Here is a 17,370-nt window from a genome sequence, read left to right as displayed (position 1 = left end):
CTTTATTTACAGATCTTGCAGCCATTGCATGTGCCGAGTCCACCGCGGAAACGTTTCTCCACCAGCTGGTGGAGACGGTCGCGCAAGGGTTCCAGTTTGATCTGGTCAATGACCTCGCCAATAAAGGCAAACTCCAACAGAAGCTTTGCCTCATGCTCATCAATACCCCGCTGCTGCATGTAGAATTTGGCGGCGTCGTTGAGTTGTCCCACCGTGGAGCCATGCGAGCACTTTACGTCGTCGGCATAAATCTCCAACATCGGCTGAGTGTACATACGGGTGTGCTTGGTCATCACGAGGTTTTGGTTGCGTTCCTCGGAGTTGGTCTTCTGCGCGTTGTGACGCACCAGCACTCGCCCGGCAAAGGCACCAACAGCCTGATCGTCCAGCACATATTTGTAGAGCTCGTGTGAATTGCAGTGCCCGACCTGATGGTCGATGAGTGTGTTGTTGTCCACATGCTGGCTCTTGTCGGCAATGACGCAGCCGTTGCACCAACACTCGGCTCCCTCTCCTTTGAAAACGAGGTCGAGGCGATTGCGGGTAATGCCATTCTGTAAGGTAATGACGTTGTGGTTGAGCCGGCTGTTGGCCTGTTGATCAATGTAGACATTGCTCACCCGTGTATTCTTGTCGTGTGTTTCTTCCAGGCAATAAAGGTCGAGACTGGCATTCTCGCCTACATAGGCTTCAATGACTTGAGTGCCGAGGAAGTTACGGTCATCGGCCGAGTCGTCACAGAAAAGCAACTTTGCCTCGGCTCCTTCGTCCATGACGATGAGCACCCGCCGGTTAACCATAAGGTCGACGTTCGAACGCAAGATATTGACCACCTGAATGGCACGCTCAACTTTGATATTCTTAGGCACATGAATGAAGAGGCCGTCTTCTGCCAGCATCGTGTTAAGGGCGGTAACGGCATCCTCAGATGTCTTTGCTATCTTCCCATAATACTTGGCGACAAAGTCAGGATGTACATCGGCGGCATCCTTCAGGCTCATCACCTCCACGCCTTCCGGCAGTCCTACTTTAGGCAGAGCTTTCTTGTAGAAGGTATCGTTGACTACAAAATAGAGTGATGTAGAGAGATTGGGTACATCGCAACTGAAGACACTGTAAGGGTTGATAGGAAATTCCACACGGTTGACATTCACGCCGTAGTCAGGTTCGAATAGCTTGTCCATGTCCGTGTATTTGTAGCGTTCTACTTTACGTGAGGGAAATCTCTGACGTTTGAAATCCTCAAAGGCGCTGTCGCGGACTCCGTTCAGCACGGCAGAGGAATGTGCATTGAGCATCTCCCTCGACTGTGCGTACAGATCAATATATTGTTTTTCGCTACTCATGTGTTCCTCCTCATTTTCCGTATTTCTCATCAGCCTCTTCCTTGATCCAGTCGTATCCTCGCTTCTCAATCTCCTTAGCCAGTTCCGGTCCCTCAGTGCGTACGATACGTCCATTATAAAGCACATGAACCATTTGTGGCTTAATCATATCAAGGAGACGCTCATAGTGGGTAATGACGATGATCGACTTATCGGGTGCAAAAAGTTTGTTGACTCCATCTGCCACGATGCGCATGGCATCCACATCGAGCCCAGAGTCGGTTTCATCGAGAATAGACAGCTTCGGGTTGAGCATCGCCATTTGGAAGATCTCATTGCGCTTCTTCTCTCCGCCGGAGAAGCCTTCATTGACGGAGCGGCGCGAAAGTTTCGGGTCGAGCTCTACAAGCTCACGTTTCTCTTTCATCAGTTTCATGAACTCGGGAGCCTTGAGAGGTTCCTTACCCTCATATTCGCGCTTGGCATTGACAGCAGCTTTCATGAAGTTGACCATCGATACACCTGGTATCTCTACGGGGTACTGAAAGGAGAGAAACAGTCCCTCACGCGCGCGGTCCTCAGGCTTCATTGCCAGAAGATCCTTGCCGTTGAACATGGCGGAGCCCTCTGTGACTGTGTAGAGCGGGTTGCCCGTCAATACGGCCGAGAGTGTGGATTTGCCCGAGCCGTTGGGTCCCATGATGGCATGTATCTCACCATCATTGACAGTGAGGTTGATTCCTTTTAATATCTCTTTGCCAGCTATCGTGGCGTGAAGATTTCTTACTTCTAACATAGTATTTTGTTTTTTACAGGCCTATGTGTTTGCGCCTACTGGGCTTAATAAGCCCATTAATAATATTATCCTACTGTTCCCTCCAATGAGACGGAAAGCAGCTTCTGAGCCTCTACGGCAAACTCCATGGGGAGTTTGTTGAGCACTTCCTTGGCATAGCCATTAACGATGAGCCCTACTGCATCCTCTGTAGGGATGCCTCGCTGGTTGCAATAAAAGAGCTGGTCCTCACTGATCTTCGAGGTCGTTGCTTCATGCTCCACGACTGCCGTATCGTTGTGAATATCCATGTAGGGGAACGTGTGGGCTCCACAGTCTGACCCCAGGAGCAAAGAGTCACATGAAGAGTAATTGCGCGCATTCTCCGCACTGGCTGCCGCGCGGACGAGGCCACGATAACTGTTTTGTGAGTGTCCGGCTGAGATGCCTTTCGAGATGATGGTCGACTTAGTGTTCTTGCCGATGTGGATCATCTTTGTGCCTGTGTCGGCTTCTTGATAGTGGTTGGTGACTGCCACGCTGTAGAACTCAGCCTGCGAGTTGTCACCGCGGAGGATACAGGAAGGATATTTCCATGTGATGGCTGATCCTGTCTCTACCTGTGTCCACGACAGTTTGGAGTTGACGCCACGGCAGTCGCCCCGCTTGGTCACAAGATTGAGCACGCCTCCTTTTCCGTGCTCATCACCCGGATACCAGTTCTGCACGGTAGAGTATTTTACTTCAGCATTGTTCATTACCACAATCTCCACGACGGCGGCATGCAATTGGTTCTCATCGCGCATCGGTGCCGTACAGCCCTCGAGGTAAGAGACATAGGCATCGTCGTCGGCAATAATGAGCGTACGCTCAAACTGTCCTGTGTTACGGGCGTTGATACGGAAATAGCTGCTTAGCTCCATCGGGCAACGCACGCCTTTGGGTATATACACGAAACTACCATCGGAGAAGACCGCCGAGTTGAGGGCGGCGGTGAAATTATCACGATAAGGCACCACTGATCCGAGATACTGACGCACGAGGTCCGGATGATTCTTCACTGCCTCACCAATCGAGGAGAAGATAATGCCTTTCTCGGCGAGCTGCTTCTTAAATGTCGTTTTCACGGAGACGGAGTCCATTACCGCGTCAACAGCCGTGCCACTGAGAGCCAGACGCTCTTCGAGGGGAATACCAAGTTTGTCGAAGGTCTTCTCCAGCTCTGGGTCCATCTCCTTATTCTTCGGTTTTTTGGCCAATGGATCAGCATAATAGGAGATGGCTTGAAGGTCGATGGGCGGGACATGAACATGTCCCCACGTTGGTATCTTCAATGTTTTCAAATAGCGGTAGGCTTCGAGCCGGAAGCCAAGCAGCCACTCGGGCTCACCTTTTTTCTTGGAAATGAGCCTTACGACATCCTCGTTGAGGCCCTTGGGAATGACCTCAGTGTCAATATCTGTCGTGAAGCCATATTCATATTTCTGGTTGGCAACCTCCTTGACAAAGTCGTTGCTTTCCTTCTTAAGTTTTATCTCCATATATAACTATAATATTACGAGATGTATTAATAATACAAGGTGACACGAACAAAAGCCGTGCCACCTTTATCATGAATCACAATTGTTACCGGATGTTGTCACTCACCGCGGCAAGCAACCGTGTTTACTTGACTGTAACTGGGGCGCAACGTGCCTTACAGTTTTTGCTCCACCTCAATCTCCGTGAAGGTCTCGATGATATCACCCACCTGAATGTCGTTATAGTTGACCAGCGAGATACCGCACTCCAGGCCTGTTACCACCTCTTTCACGTCGTCCTTATAGCGTTTCAGGGCAGCGATAGGCGCAGTGTGCACCACGATACCGTCACGCACGACATGGGCCTTGTCCTTGGAGTGCACCTTGCCCTCGGTGACTAAGGCACCGGCAATTGCACCAACCTTGGAGATCTTGAACACTTGCTTGACTTCCACCTCAGCGGTGACCACCTCTTTCGTCACCTTATCGAGCATACCTACCATGGCGGCCTTGATGTCGTCGATGGCATCGTAGATAATGGAGTAAGTATTGATCTCCACACCTTCACGGTCGGCAAGCTTACGGGCGTCGACAGACGGGCGTACCTGGAAGCCGACGATGACAGCATCAGAAGCCGAGGCGAGCATGACATCGTTCTCCGAAATCTGCCCCACAGCCTTGCTGATGACGTTGACTTGCACCTTCTCGGTAGACAGTTTGAGGAAGGAATCGGACAAGGCCTCAATGGAGCCGTCGGTATCACCCTTGACAATGATGTTGAGTTCGTGGAATTCACCACGTGCGATACGGTGCGAGATATCGCCGAGCGTCAGGCGCTTCTGTGTGCGAAGACCCTGTTCACGCTGTAGCTGCTCACGCTTGTTGGCAATGTCGCGTGCCTCCTGCTCGGTCTCGATGACATGGAACTGGTCGCCAGCTGTAGGAGCTCCATTCAAGCCGAGAACAATGGCGGGCTCAGCGGGCTTCACATTATCAATGCGCTGATTGCGCTCATTGAATAAGGCTTTCACACGGCCCCACGAGGTGCCGGCCAATACAATGTCGCCCACATGTAGCGTACCGTTGCTTACGAGCACCGTTGATACATACCCGCGGCCCTTATCGAGCGACGATTCGATGACAGTACCTGTAGCCTTGCGGTTGGGGTTAGCCTTGAGGTCAAGCATATCGGCCTCGAGCAGCACCTTCTCCATGAGTTCGTCTACGCCGGTGCCTTTCTTGGCACTGATCTCCTGGCACTGGTATTTACCGCCCCACTCTTCGACGAGAAGGTTCATGTTGGCCAGATCTTCACGTATTCTGTCGGGATTGGCCCCCGGCTTATCTATCTTGTTGATGGCAAACACCATCGGCACACCGGCAGCCTGACAGTGGGCAATGGCCTCCTTTGTAGTAGGCATCACGGAGTCGTCGGCGGCAATGATGATGATGGCGATATCAGTGACCTGCGCACCACGGGCACGCATGGCGGTGAAAGCCTCATGACCTGGGGTATCGAGGAAGGTGACCTTGCGGCCATCCTTGAGCGTCACACCGTAGGCACCGATGTGCTGGGTGATGCCGCCTGCCTCACCGGCAATGACATTCGTATTACGGATGTGGTCGAGCAGTGAGGTCTTACCATGGTCGACGTGACCCATGACGGTCACTATCGGAGCACGGGTCACGAGATCGCTCTCGTCGTCCTCCTCCTCGCTCACGGCTTCCTGCACCTCAGCACTGACATACTCTGTCTTGAAGCCAAACTCTTCTGCCACCATGTTGATGGTCTCGGCATCGAGGCGCTGGTTGATAGAGGCCATGATGCCGATGCTCATCAGCGTGGAGATGACCTGCGTCACCGATACGTTCATCATCGTGGCAAGCTCTGACACGGTCACGAACTCGGTAAGCTTCAGCACCTTGCTCTCTTTCTTTTCAGCACGTGCCTCGGCATCAAGCTTCTCCTGGACGGCATCTCGTTTCTCCTTACGGTATTTGGCGCCTTTCTTGTTTTGGCTCTTGCTGGTCAGGCGTGCCAGTGTCTCCTTAACCTGGCGTGCCACATCCTCGTCGTTGACTTCCAAAGGTCTGTTGCTGCGGTTGCGGTTTTTCTTTTTCTTTCCGTTACCGTTTTTATTTCCGCTCTGCTGGTTGGAGGCAGCGTTGATGTCCACCTTATTGTTATTGATGCGTTCCCGTTTTCCACGGTTATTGGCGTTGGTGTTGTTTCCGCCATTCTGCTGACGTTGACGCTCACGCTGACGCTCGGCACGCGTCTTCTTCTTTGGGCGTGTGCTGGAGTTAATGGAGTTCAGGTCTATTTTGCCGAGGACGGTTACTTTTGGCGTGTCGTCAATGCGGGCCTCTGTCTTTGTACGGAAGATTTCCGTACCTTTCTTCGTATCAGCCATAGGCTGGGTTACCTCGGCCACCTTGATAGCCGCCGGTTTCTGAATGACCTGACGCTGTTTGGGCGCGGGCTTTTCCGTGGAAGTCTCTTGCTTCTGAGGCTCTTTGGCTTTGGCGGTAGGCTGCGGCGAAGCAGAAGTCTCAGCTTTGGCTTCCGCAGTCTTGGGGGCCTCTGCTGGTTTCTCCACATGTTTCTCTTCGGGTTTCACCGGAGCTACCACAGGTTTTCCCACGGACTTCTCCATAGGTTTCTCCACGGACTTCTCCATAGATTTCTCAGCAGGCTTCTCTTCAGGCTTCGTTGCCTTGTCTGCTACGGGCTCTTCTTTAGCGGGAGCCGAATCGACCTTTTGACTGACGGCAGCAGTCTCGGGCTTGTTGGCGGGTTTCTTCGAAGCAGCATCAGACTTGCGTCCCATAGAGCTTTTTCCGACGCTGCTAAGATCGATCTTGCCCAGTGGGGTATAGTTCTGATGGGCGCCCGGCTCCAGGCTGTTCTCCACACGGCGTTTGGCGTTGTCGCGGTCTTTCTTCTTCTCCGGCTTCTTGAAGAGCTGCTCTGCCTTCTCCTTGACGGCCGCATCCTTCTTGAAAGCCTCCACGAGCGCCGCATACTGCTTGTCGTTAAGCTTGAAGTTGAGGTCATCCTTGACCTCGCCCAGCATACCGGCTCTCTTTTGCAGGAAGCCAACTGCCGTTTGGCGTCCTATATTCAGTTCACGTAATGCTTTATTTAATCTGATGATCATATATTACTACTTCTTCCTCTTTTATTCAAATTCTTTTTTCAATACCTCAAGTACGTGATCCACGGTTTCTTCCTCGAGGTCGGCCTTCTCCACCAGCATCTCGCGCGGAGCATTGAGCACCTCCCGTGCGGTTTCCAGGCCAATTCCCTTAATGGCATCGATGATCCACTGGTCGATCTCATCGTTGAACTGGTCAAGATAAACATCGTCAACCTGGCCTTCCTGTTCACTGTCGCCCACGACCCGGAATACGTCGATGGTATATTCTGTCAGCATGGATGCAAGTTTGATGTTCATACCGCTTCGGCCGATGGCGAGGCTCACCTGGTCGGGCTGCAGATAGACGCTGGCCTTGTGGCTCTCCTCATCAAGCTTAATGTCGGTGACCTGAGCGGGACTCAGGGCGCGCTGGATGAAGAGCTTGGTGTTGGCCGACCAGTTGATGACATCAATATTCTCGTTATCGAGCTCTCTCACGATGCCGTGCACACGGCTTCCATGCACACCCACGCATGCGCCCACGGGGTCAATGCGGTCGTCGTAGCTCTCCACCGCGATCTTGGCGCGCTCACCGGGCATACGGGCTATCTTCTTGATGGCGATGAGACCGTCCTGGATCTCAGGCACCTCGTTCTCAAGTAGCCGCTGCAGGAAAATGGGGCTGGTGCGTGAGAGGATGATGCGGGGATTGTTGTTCTCGTTGTCCACGCGTTCAATGACACACCTTACTGTCTCGCCTTTGCGGTAGACGTCGGCCGGAATCTGCTCGCTCTTAGGCAGGTGCAGTTCGTTGTTGTCGTCATCCACGAGAAGCACCTCGCGCTTCCAGACTTGGTAGACTTCGGCGGCAATGATCTGTCCCACACGGTCCTTATACTTATTGTAGAGGGCGTCGTGCTCCAACTCAAGAATCTTGCTGGCCAGTGTCTGGCGGAGCGTGAGGATGGCGCGGCGGCCGAACTTAGCAAAGTCGACGGGCTCGGACACTTCCTCGCCCACCTCATAGTCGGTGTCGATCTTCCGGGCGTCGGTCAGACTGATCTCCTTATTCTCATCGGCCACTTCACCATCGGCCACAACCATGCGGTTGCGGTAAATCTCAAAATCACCCTTGTCGGGGTTGACAATAACGTCAAAGTTCTCGTCAGACCCAAAAATCTTGGAGAGGACATTGCGGAAACTCTCCTCGAGCACGCTTACAAGTGTGGTGCGGTCAATATGCTTCGTATCCTGAAACTCACGGAAGGAGCCAATCATGCTCACCTGCTCGTCGTCCATTTTTCTTACTGGCATAGCTGTGTATCTTTTTTGTTTTTTATTTAAAACTGATCAAATATTTCGTATATTTCACGGTATCCATGTTGAAAGTGTGGTCCACGTCCATCATCACAGGGCGCTTTTTGCCTTCCACCTTCACCTTTTCATTGACGGTCACAGTGAAGTCGCGGCCGTCGACACTCTTCAAGACACCTTTTGTTTTCTTGCCGTCGCCGTTGAGTACCTCTACGGGCTCGCCGATGAAAATCTCGTATTGGCGGGCCACTTTGAAAGGCTGGCCGAGACCTGCAGAGCCTACTTCGAGCTCATAGTCTTCCTCGTCGCGGTTGAGATGGTCCTCGATGAACTGGCTCAGATTGGCGCAATCCTCAATCCACACGCCGTCGGCATGGTCGATCTCAACGGTAATCTTGTCATCAGGGCTGATGTTCAGGTCTACAAGAAAATACTCTTTGTCCTTAAGCCACTCTTCTACTAATCCTTTTACGACGCTTTTGTCTATCATGTATTGAAGTTATAAAAAAATGAGGAACTCGCTTTTTAGGAGTCCCTCATTCCACTGAACACTGCAAAGTTACGGACTTTTCCGCAATCCTGCAAATATTCAGGCGTTTTTCTGTAAAATTATCAGGCGGGAGCCTTTTTGCCTCGTCTGAATGGCGGCAGCAATGTAAAGGCAACGCGTCTACGGTGTAAAGGCAATGCGTCTACGGTGTAAAGGCAATGCGTCTACGGTGTAAAGGCAACGCGATGATGCCGCCTTTGTGCTGGCAATTACAGTTTCTCCACGCTCATGCAGTCCACATTGGGTGTGAAGTTATCCTCATTGCCGAGTTTCACCTGATTGCTCCCGGCCTTGAGATCGACGACCACCGAGCAGGTGGACCACTGCTTGTTCCATGATCCAGAGTTGAGGTTCTCAAAGGTTTTGACATGTCGGCCATTGACAGCCACCGCCATGTCACGGTCTTTCTCCGAGGCGTAGGTGAAGGAGAGCTTGTACTTGCCGCTATTCTTCACGTATACGTCGTTCCACTCTAAGTAGTTGGAGGGCTTGTTTCCGATATTTCCTACATAGGCTCCCTGACTGGCGGAGGCATCCTCCATGGGTGTGGCGCTCAGTCGGTTCTCTAATTCCTGATAGTCGTGCAGCCAGGCTTCCTCGGCTTGATAGAGGGCTTTGTCGGTGCGTGCTCCGGTGATGAGGTATGCCTGTGAGCCATGCGCGGGTACGGTGACGCTCATCGTGGCTTCCGACACTTTCGTATCAGCCTTAGTGAAGCAGTCGTGCACGGCCACCTGCCCCGTGAACTGCAGCGCGCGCAGGTCCACGTTGATGGTCTGTCTGCGGTCGGTGAGGTTCATCACCACCACGGCGCGCTGGCTGCCATGCAGCGTCTTCATGTCCTTTGCCACGACATAGACGTCTCCCTGCCTCTGCGCTACAGGTGCACCGAGACCGAGTACATCCTGGTTCATGGCGATGAGATCGGTGTTTTTCAGCAGTCCGAGCGAAGCATCGCTGAGCGTGCGCAGGTCGCAGCCGATGAGCAGTGGCGAGCTGGTGATGCACCAATAGGCCATGTGGGTACGGTCTTCGTCAAGGCTCTGCGAGCGTCCGAGCTCCAGCATGTCCATGTCGTTGTAATGTCCGCCACCTGTATAGGCCTGGATGTAGAGGTTTTCCCTGATGATGCCTTCGTATGACTTCCAAGCGTCGTAGATGTCGCCCGTGGTGCGCCACGAGTCGGCCACGCGGCTGATCCACGTGCCGGGGTAGGCCCATCGGCATACATTGTAGACGATGCGGCGGCCGGTCTCTTTCTCGCAGCGCTTGATAGCGTCACTGATTTTGGTGTATTGCTTCTGCTCGTCAAGTCCCATGTGGGCTCCGCCGCAGTAGTCGACCTTGATAAAGTCGTAGCCCCAGTCGTTGAAATAGAGCTTGCAGTCCTGATACTCGTGTCCGGCGAGTCCCACGTTGACACCATAAGCATTCTTACCACCATTCGATCCGCATGTGTTGTCGCCTGCATCCGAATAGATACCGGCCTTCAAGCCTTTACTGTGAATATAGTCAGCCACATATTTCATGCCCTTGGGAAAAAGCGTGGCATTGATACGCAGGTTGCCATTGGCATCGCGCCCGTCCCAATAGCCGTCGTCGATGTTCACATACTGATATCCGACCTTGTCAAGGCCTTTTTTCACCATTTCATCGGCCTGTCCACAAATGACATCCTCATTGATATTGAGCGCGAAGGTGTTCCATGAGCTCCATCCCATTGTGGGAGGAAGAAACGCGCGCTTCTGAGCATGGGCGTTTGATGGTGTGGCAGCTATTAAGGCAATGAAGGCCAACGATGCCCCAGAGAGTTTGAAAGTCAGTTTTCTCATTTTCATTATGTATTTTAAAAGTTTACGTTTCTATGGCAGCCTGTCAGTATCAAATTATCAATTTATCAATGCAGCCCCGCCGCCAGATGCAAGGTGAAGGGTCTTTTTGCCATTGGAGGGCGCCGTAAGATTTTCTCCCCCCAGGCTGATCGTCATCAGAAGATTCCCGTCTGGAGAAGCTAAGGTGAAATCCTTGGCAAAGTTCTTACCGCACAACAAGAAAAGCATGGCGACAAGAGAAAGTAGGTGTCTCATCTGTTAAGGATATTATTCGCTGACGACTTTGAGGTTGGTGACGCGGCTATTGAACTGTCCCACCTGCTGCAGAGGGCACACTAAGGTGCTGATGTAATACATGTCGCCGCGCTTGCCGAAGTTGATCTTGCGCACAGAGAGGTCGCTCACCACGCGGCCGTTGACTTTGAGTGTGGTTTTCTCCTGGTCGCCCATGATCTCCACGTGGGCTTTCTCACCGGGGAAGAACTGGTAGCCGAAGCTGTCGAGATATCCGTCGCGACTGAATGCCAACATGCCTCCGATGGGGTCGGCGAGATAGAGCTTGGTGTCGCCGAAGGAGAAGAGTGTGGTGCCTTTCTGTTCGGTCTTGGCATCGATGTCGAAGCTGACGCTGTAGTGCCAGCCTATCTGTTCCAGGGGCAGGCGCTCGCCACAAGTCAGCGAGGCTTTCTCCAATACGGTGCCATACGGCTGGCGGCCGGCATAGTTCACGCCTGGAGCCTCGTGGAGCTGCAAAGACTCCTTGGCAAACTCAGCGTAGGGGAAGGTGACATGTGAGGCCGTCCACATCTTCGCCGCCATCGTACGCAGGGCAGGGACCACACGATAGTGGACATCCTTGTCACTGATGCCATTACCCACAATATCGTTCCATACAGCAAAGGATCCGCCTTCAATCTGCTTGTTGTCCTCGCTGAACTTCTCTCCGTTGATGTTGGCGGGTGTCCAGCTGTCATAAAGCTGTCGGGTGTCAAGATAGTCATAATAATAGCCAGCCTTTGGCACAATATAAACCTGCCCGTCGGGAATACTCACCAGATGATAGCCGAGCTTCATCATCTCCTCGGGATTGGCGTAGTCGTTAGACCATGCATACATCAGCACGTCCTTTACCTTGATGGGCGTGGTGCCCTTGGCATGGGTCTGTTGCCCCCATATGGCTGCTTTCTTGCCGAAGCTTTCAACCAGGCGGATGTAATGGTCGGTAAAGGCACGGAAGGCCTCCACCACCTTCTGGTCTTTGTTGGAGTACTCGTCGGTGCCAATATGCATGTACTTACCCTTGAACACGGGGTTAGGACCGGAAAGGTATTCGATAAAGAGACTATCGCAGAAAGCCGTCGTGGCGGGATTGAGCAAGTTGAGATGGTCGGGGTCATAGTCCTTGCTGGCCAGTGAGGGACGGTAGCGTGTCAGAGCGAGGCTGTGGGCAGGCACGTCGATTTCAGGGATGATCTCCACGCTGAGACTGTCGGCCAGATCCTGCAAGGCCATGAAGTCAGCCTTGGTGTAATGGCCGTCGCGGGCCGTGAGACCTGGAAAGACATCACTCTCCAGACGAAAGGCCGCCGGCACCTTGCTCCAGTCATAGTTGTAGAACCAAGGGAAAGCGTTGTCGTTGAGATGGATGTGGAAGGCATTCATCTTGTAGTAGGCCATCATCTTCACATACTGCCTGAGCATGGACATGGGAAAGAACTTGCGTCCGCAGTCGAGCATGAATCCGCGGTAGGCATACTGCGGGCGGTCGAGAATCTGTCCTCTTGGCAAAAAGATGCCCTGGCTATGCTCCATGAGCTGCAGCAGGGTACGTGTGGCCCAGTAGAGTCCCTGCTTGCTGCCGCCCATGAGCGTCACGACGTGCGCGATGTCAAGACTGTATCCTTCCTGTCCAAGGGCTTTACGTGTCTTCTCGGTGAGCACGATGTCGCCCTCTGCAGCCTTGCCCGGAACGATGTCGAGCGCACGGCCAAACATCTCGCTGTAGTCGGCTGCTAAGAGTTGCGCCACACGCTGGCTTTCCTTGCCTTGATACACTACACGGCCTGACAAGCAGCATTGCCCCTCACCGCCTTTCCATTGGCGGACTTCGGGCACCGTAAAGGGCTTCGCGTTAGCTGCCGACAGCACGCAGGCAATCATCAGGAGAAGACAAAGGAAAAGGAGCTTCTTGCTCACTGGAAAGCAATAGGAAAGACGGGAAGGTAAGTCTTTGTTTGCCATATATAAGTTTTAGTCTGTTTCGATATAGTTTTAAATTCGACACAAAGGTACTAAGAATACTTGATATGGCAATGGATACAGTATCAGTTATTTGTAATTTTACAGTCCAACTTTCCTGTCGTGTTTATCTACTACTTTCTTTGAAGCTATCAATGCTTACAGGGGTAGATCTTCTCAAATGTCTTCTTTCCATTGACATCCACGATCTTGACATGTAGCTGTTCTGTGTTAGCCTCTGCCGCCACGACGCCATGGTTAGAGTTGATAAGGATGGGGAAACGCATGTTTTGGTTTTCTGGATGATAACTGAACGAATGTGTATGACCACAAATCATCAGATCAATGCCTGCATTATTGAGTATTGGCACAAACTTTTGGCTCACTTCGAGGCTACCGTGCCAAGCGTCAGCGTCTATTGCTGGCGGTATGTGCTCAATGACGATTCGATATTTGGCTTTTCTAAAGGCATCGCTCTTTACGACATCTTTGAGCCACAGTGCTTGCTCAGAACGGTAGTTGTCGTAGTCGGTAAAACCACTGTATTCGATGTCGTCGTCGGGTTTGTCTTCGCCGGTATCCAAAGCAATAAAGAAGATGGGGCCCTGCTGCCAGGTAAAGTAGAGGTTAGGTTGTCGCGGACAGACATAATCGTGGAAGTATTCTGCAACAGGACCGCGCGTCTCATGATTGCCGCGCACATAATAAACGGGTTTCTCTGCTGCAAAGAGACGGACAGCTTCATCCATGAATCCATGGAAGAATGTGCTGTCATGACTGAAAAAGTTCATCATGTCACCATTGAAGATGACCATGTCACGATTCTGATAGTCTACGAGTTTACCCAGTTTTTCGAGCAGATAGGAGTGCTCATGGACATCGTTGTATACCATGAACGAAGTTTCGGGTTTCTGTGGATTGAGTGTGCGGAAATGCTTGGCGGGCATATGGTAAATGAAGTCAGTGGCATAGCTGCCATACTGTGAGCTGTAAGCACCACGATCCTTTACCTCATGAGAGACGACACGATAGCGATAGACGGTGTTGGGTTGTAGCGATAAGAGGCGTACCGCATGAAGCTTTGAGGTTCGCACAATGCCTATTGAAGTGTCAAGGATACGAGGTCGACTTATGGCATAGAAGTCTGTGCTGTCATCGGGAGCAAGCTCCACCCATCCTGTAGACGGAGCATCTGTCTCCCAGACGATTGTTACTTCAGTGGTTCCCACATTTTGTAGGTACGGTCCGTGTACAATCTTGAAAGCAGACAGGGACTGGAATGTCAGAAAAAGAATAGCGGTAGCAAGTAGCCGGTAGTTTTGATGGTTAATCATAGTTTAAATCTTTAATTTATTTATGTTTATGATTTTTCTGAGCTTTGCTTGTAACTGAAACAGAGTGTCTGGATAACAATCTGCTACATTGGCATCCTCATGAAGATCTTTATCTATCTTGTATAGTTGCGGGGTTGGCGAATAACCTGTCTCCACATTTTCTGCTCTCATCAAAGGAATAGGTGTATCGCTGGGTTGAATATATTTCCAATTCTGTGTTCGCAGAGAAAGCGTATGGTCAGCAGCTTCTTCCACGACATATTCTCGACCTGTGGCGTTCTTTCCTATCCAAGTCTCCCATTCGTTCTGACTGTCTTGAGCAGATCCCTTAGGGATCAAGGCACCGAGATAATGGGCAAAGCTTGCAATTAAGTCAATCTGTGAAACCAGAGCGTCAGAAGTACCTTTGGATATATGTCCTGGCCATCTCACAATAAATGGGATATGCGTCCCTCCCTCAAAAGCGCTATATTTGTTTCCTCTCAACGGACCCGCCGGACTATGACCGTGAAGCATCTCTGCAGCCTTGTCATCATAGCCATCGTTCACGACGGGGCCGTTGTCACTTGACAAGATAACGATGGTGTTGTCTTCAAGATGGAGCCTCTTAAGCTCTTTCATTACCTGACCGACCGACCAATCGAACTGTACAATGGCGTCACCGCGCAGTCCCATTTCGCTCTTCCCGCGAAACCTCGGATGAGGAAATCGGGGTACATGAATGTCATTCGTGGCGAGATACATGAAGAATGGTTCACGCTGATGCTGGCGCAGGAAAGACAGCGCGTGGCTTATGATTGAATCAGCGATGTTCTCGTCTTTCCATAATGCTTTTCCTCCGCCTTTCATGTAGCCGATACGTCCGATGCCATTGACAATGGCTTGGTTATGGCCAAATGCTGATTTTTCATTATAGCATAATTCGGGATGCTCCTTGCCTGTAGGCTCACCCTCAAAAGGTTGGCTGTAGCTGACAAAGATTGGAGCAGAGGCATCCCAATTAGCAACCTTGCCGTTCTCCAAAAACACGCATGGCACTCTGTCGGCCGTCGCAGCCATGATATAAGAATAGTCGAAGCCAAGATCAGCAAGACCTGCGGGAAGGGGTGCATTCCAGTCTTGCTTCCCAGTTTGTGCGCCAAGGCCTAAATGCCACTTGCCAATAGCACCGGTTGCATATCCTACGCTCTTGAACAGATCAGCAATGGTATATTGGTCGGGACGGATAATCATCCCCGCATCACCCCGTGCTATGTCCGTCCCCGGCTTTCGCCATGCATACTCACCCGTCAGCAGAGAGTAACGCGATGGCGTACTCGTAGCTGCCACAGAAAATGCGTTCGTAAATCTGCATCCTTCGGAAGCAAGCAGATTGACATTGGGCGTTTTCACATTCTTTGCTCCGTAACACTCTAAGTCGCCATAGCCGAGGTCATCAGCATAAATGAAGATTACATTCGGGCGCTGATTTTTCTGAGCTTCAATGGTCTTGACACATATTAGAGCTAAGGATGCAACAACTATAAATCTTTTCCGCATAAACTTTTTCAAATAAGTGGAATGAATTATACAATTAAAAAATATGATGAAGGAGATATGTTAAAAGGCAAAAAGGGCAGGTATGCACTCAATAAATGTTTTTTGATATATCTCCTTGGATAATTAGCGATTACTCGTACCCCTGTGTTTGGGTCAGGTTAGGATTACGGTCTATCTGATCTTGTGGAATAGGCAGATAGCGCTGGAAATCCTTAAATGTACGTGACTGCACGAAGCGGTCGGCCTTGTTAGCATCAGTTGGGATCGTTTGTATAAAGCGCTTGTCAGGATTGGGTTCGTCGTAATTGATTGTGCCAATGGCACGGTAGAGGTCAGTCATGACATCATTAGCCAGTATTTTACCATTCTCATCTTTCCAACGCAGGATGTCTGCACGACGGAATCCTTCACCGGCTAACTCGATGGTACGTTCGCGACGAACGAGGGTACGGATTTGCTGTTGCGTCTGGTAGTGGGAGCGATCCACCTTGATCTGGCCGCCACGCAGGCGCAACTGATCGATAAGGTTAAGAGCCTCAGAGAGGTTATCGTTCAACTCCGTATCACATTCAGCAATGGTGAGTAGTACCTCAGCATAACGAAAGTAAATTGGGCAAGTGTTGTCGTTGCTATAGGCGGTAGTGTATTGGTTCAACGGCGTAGTGTACTTGGCAAAGATTAGACCCGTTTTGGAAGCATTATCAGCTGCAAGATAGTAGTCAGTGTTGGTCTTTCCATTGATGAACTTATCCACTGTGTTGACGATGCGAATTGTACCATCCTGCTGTATCCAGTCCTCGCCTGGATAGACAACTGTGTTCTTTAGGCGGGGATCACGGTTTACATAAGGATGCTTGGAATCATAACCAGAGCCAGACTCATTAGGCATGAGTCCGTTTTTCATTTCAAACATATCCACTAAGTTCTGTGTTGGTACCCAAGAAGCCCAACCACCGTCAGCATTGTTCGGGAAACGTATCATGTCGCTATAGTTGGATGTTGTCTTCACATGCTGATAAGCATAGATGATTTCTGGCGAGCCCTGACCGGCAATAGTGAACATCTGCAAGAAATTGGGGTCAAGTGAGTATTGCCCTAAGGCTACGATCTTTCGTGCCAGTTTTCTTGCCTCGGCATAGTTGCCCCAGTAGAGTTGCACACGCATCTCAATGGCCAAAGCAGTACCTTGGTCAATACGTCCTCTTGCTTTAGCTTTTTTCTGTAGATCGGGGATGGCAGCCTCTAACTCATCGATGACAAACTTCTTTACTTTATCTTCTGGACTTCTGGGCAACTGTGCTTCTTCTGCGGTTTCGAGAGGCTTTGTAATGAGAGGTACACCGCCATAAAGCCAGCAAAGACGATAGTAATTGTAAGCTCGGATGACACGAGCCTGAGCGATGAAATCCTTCTTCTTGGCCTTTTCAGTAAATGGCACTTCATCAATATGGCTTAGGAAAACATTGACGCTATGGATAGCATCATACTTATAGTAGTTGACTGCATTGGATGCGTTAGTGGTTCCCTCTGCAATGTAGGAGTAGTTACCCGTATGGGTGTAGTTGAAGCCGATATCGCTCTCCACATCCTCGTAGAAACAGAGTGAAGAACCACGGTTTTGGTCCACCCAATTGTAGTAGCAGGCTGTGAGTCCTTGTTCGGCATCGCTTTCAGATTTCCAGAATGTAGCAGGCGTCAGCGCATCATGGGGTACCACATCGAAGAAGTCGCTGCAGGAAGCCAAAGACAGCATGCCACAAAATAATATTGAAGTTATCTTTATGGTTTTCATAATCATTGTAT

General features: G+C 50.9%; 12 protein-coding genes. All 12 read right to left on the bottom strand.

Features of this window, described 5'->3' with window-relative positions:
- Positions 1–2 precede the first annotated feature (2 nt).
- A complete protein-coding gene (gene sufD / locus PREMU_RS02415) occupies positions 3–1,346 on the bottom strand; it encodes a Fe-S cluster assembly protein SufD (protein ID WP_007572865.1) in 1,344 nt (447 codons plus the stop codon).
- Between the two features lie 10 nt (positions 1,347–1,356).
- Entirely contained in the window at positions 1,357–2,121 is a 765-nt protein-coding gene (sufC, locus tag PREMU_RS02410) for a Fe-S cluster assembly ATPase SufC (protein ID WP_007572864.1), read from the bottom strand.
- A 65-nt stretch (positions 2,122–2,186) separates the two neighbouring features.
- Entirely contained in the window at positions 2,187–3,641 is a 1,455-nt protein-coding gene (gene sufB / locus PREMU_RS02405; protein ID WP_007572862.1) for a Fe-S cluster assembly protein SufB, read from the bottom strand.
- 155 nt (positions 3,642–3,796) lie between these two features.
- Positions 3,797–6,781, bottom strand: a complete 2,985-nt coding sequence (infB, locus tag PREMU_RS02400; RefSeq protein ID WP_007572861.1) for a translation initiation factor IF-2 — start codon at positions 6,779–6,781, stop codon at positions 3,797–3,799.
- Positions 6,782–6,802: 21 nt separating this feature from the next.
- Entirely contained in the window at positions 6,803–8,074 is a 1,272-nt protein-coding gene (gene nusA, locus PREMU_RS02395) for a transcription termination factor NusA (protein WP_007572859.1), read from the bottom strand.
- A gap of 22 nt (positions 8,075–8,096) precedes the next feature.
- On the bottom strand, positions 8,097–8,564 hold the full coding sequence (gene rimP / locus PREMU_RS02390) for a ribosome assembly cofactor RimP (RefSeq protein ID WP_007572857.1): 468 nt from the start codon (positions 8,562–8,564) through the stop codon (positions 8,097–8,099).
- Positions 8,565–8,833: 269 nt separating this feature from the next.
- Positions 8,834–10,456: an alpha-galactosidase D gene (locus PREMU_RS02385; RefSeq protein WP_007572855.1), complete on the bottom strand. Its 1,623-nt coding sequence runs from the start codon at positions 10,454–10,456 to the stop codon at positions 8,834–8,836.
- Between the two features lie 57 nt (positions 10,457–10,513).
- Positions 10,514–10,711, bottom strand: coding sequence for a hypothetical protein (locus tag PREMU_RS02380; RefSeq protein WP_007572853.1), 198 nt, complete (start codon positions 10,709–10,711; stop codon positions 10,514–10,516).
- Between the two features lie 12 nt (positions 10,712–10,723).
- Positions 10,724–12,697 (bottom strand): family 20 glycosylhydrolase, encoded by a 1,974-nt coding sequence (locus PREMU_RS02375; RefSeq protein WP_007572851.1) that lies wholly within the window; start codon positions 12,695–12,697, stop codon positions 10,724–10,726.
- Positions 12,698–12,846: 149 nt separating this feature from the next.
- A complete protein-coding gene (locus PREMU_RS02370) occupies positions 12,847–14,028 on the bottom strand; it encodes a purple acid phosphatase family protein (protein WP_007572849.1) in 1,182 nt (393 codons plus the stop codon).
- Between the two features lie 3 nt (positions 14,029–14,031).
- Positions 14,032–15,567, bottom strand: a complete 1,536-nt coding sequence (locus PREMU_RS02365; RefSeq protein WP_007572847.1) for a sulfatase-like hydrolase/transferase — start codon at positions 15,565–15,567, stop codon at positions 14,032–14,034.
- Positions 15,568–15,697: 130 nt separating this feature from the next.
- Positions 15,698–17,359, bottom strand: coding sequence for a RagB/SusD family nutrient uptake outer membrane protein (locus tag PREMU_RS02360; protein WP_174262882.1), 1,662 nt, complete (start codon positions 17,357–17,359; stop codon positions 15,698–15,700).
- Positions 17,360–17,370: the final 11 nt, after the last annotated feature.

Origin of the sequence: Hallella multisaccharivorax DSM 17128 (genome assembly GCF_000218235.1) — a bacterium.
Classification (GTDB): domain Bacteria; phylum Bacteroidota; class Bacteroidia; order Bacteroidales; family Bacteroidaceae; genus Prevotella; species Prevotella multisaccharivorax.
This window is presented reverse-complemented; position numbering and strand designations above follow the sequence as displayed.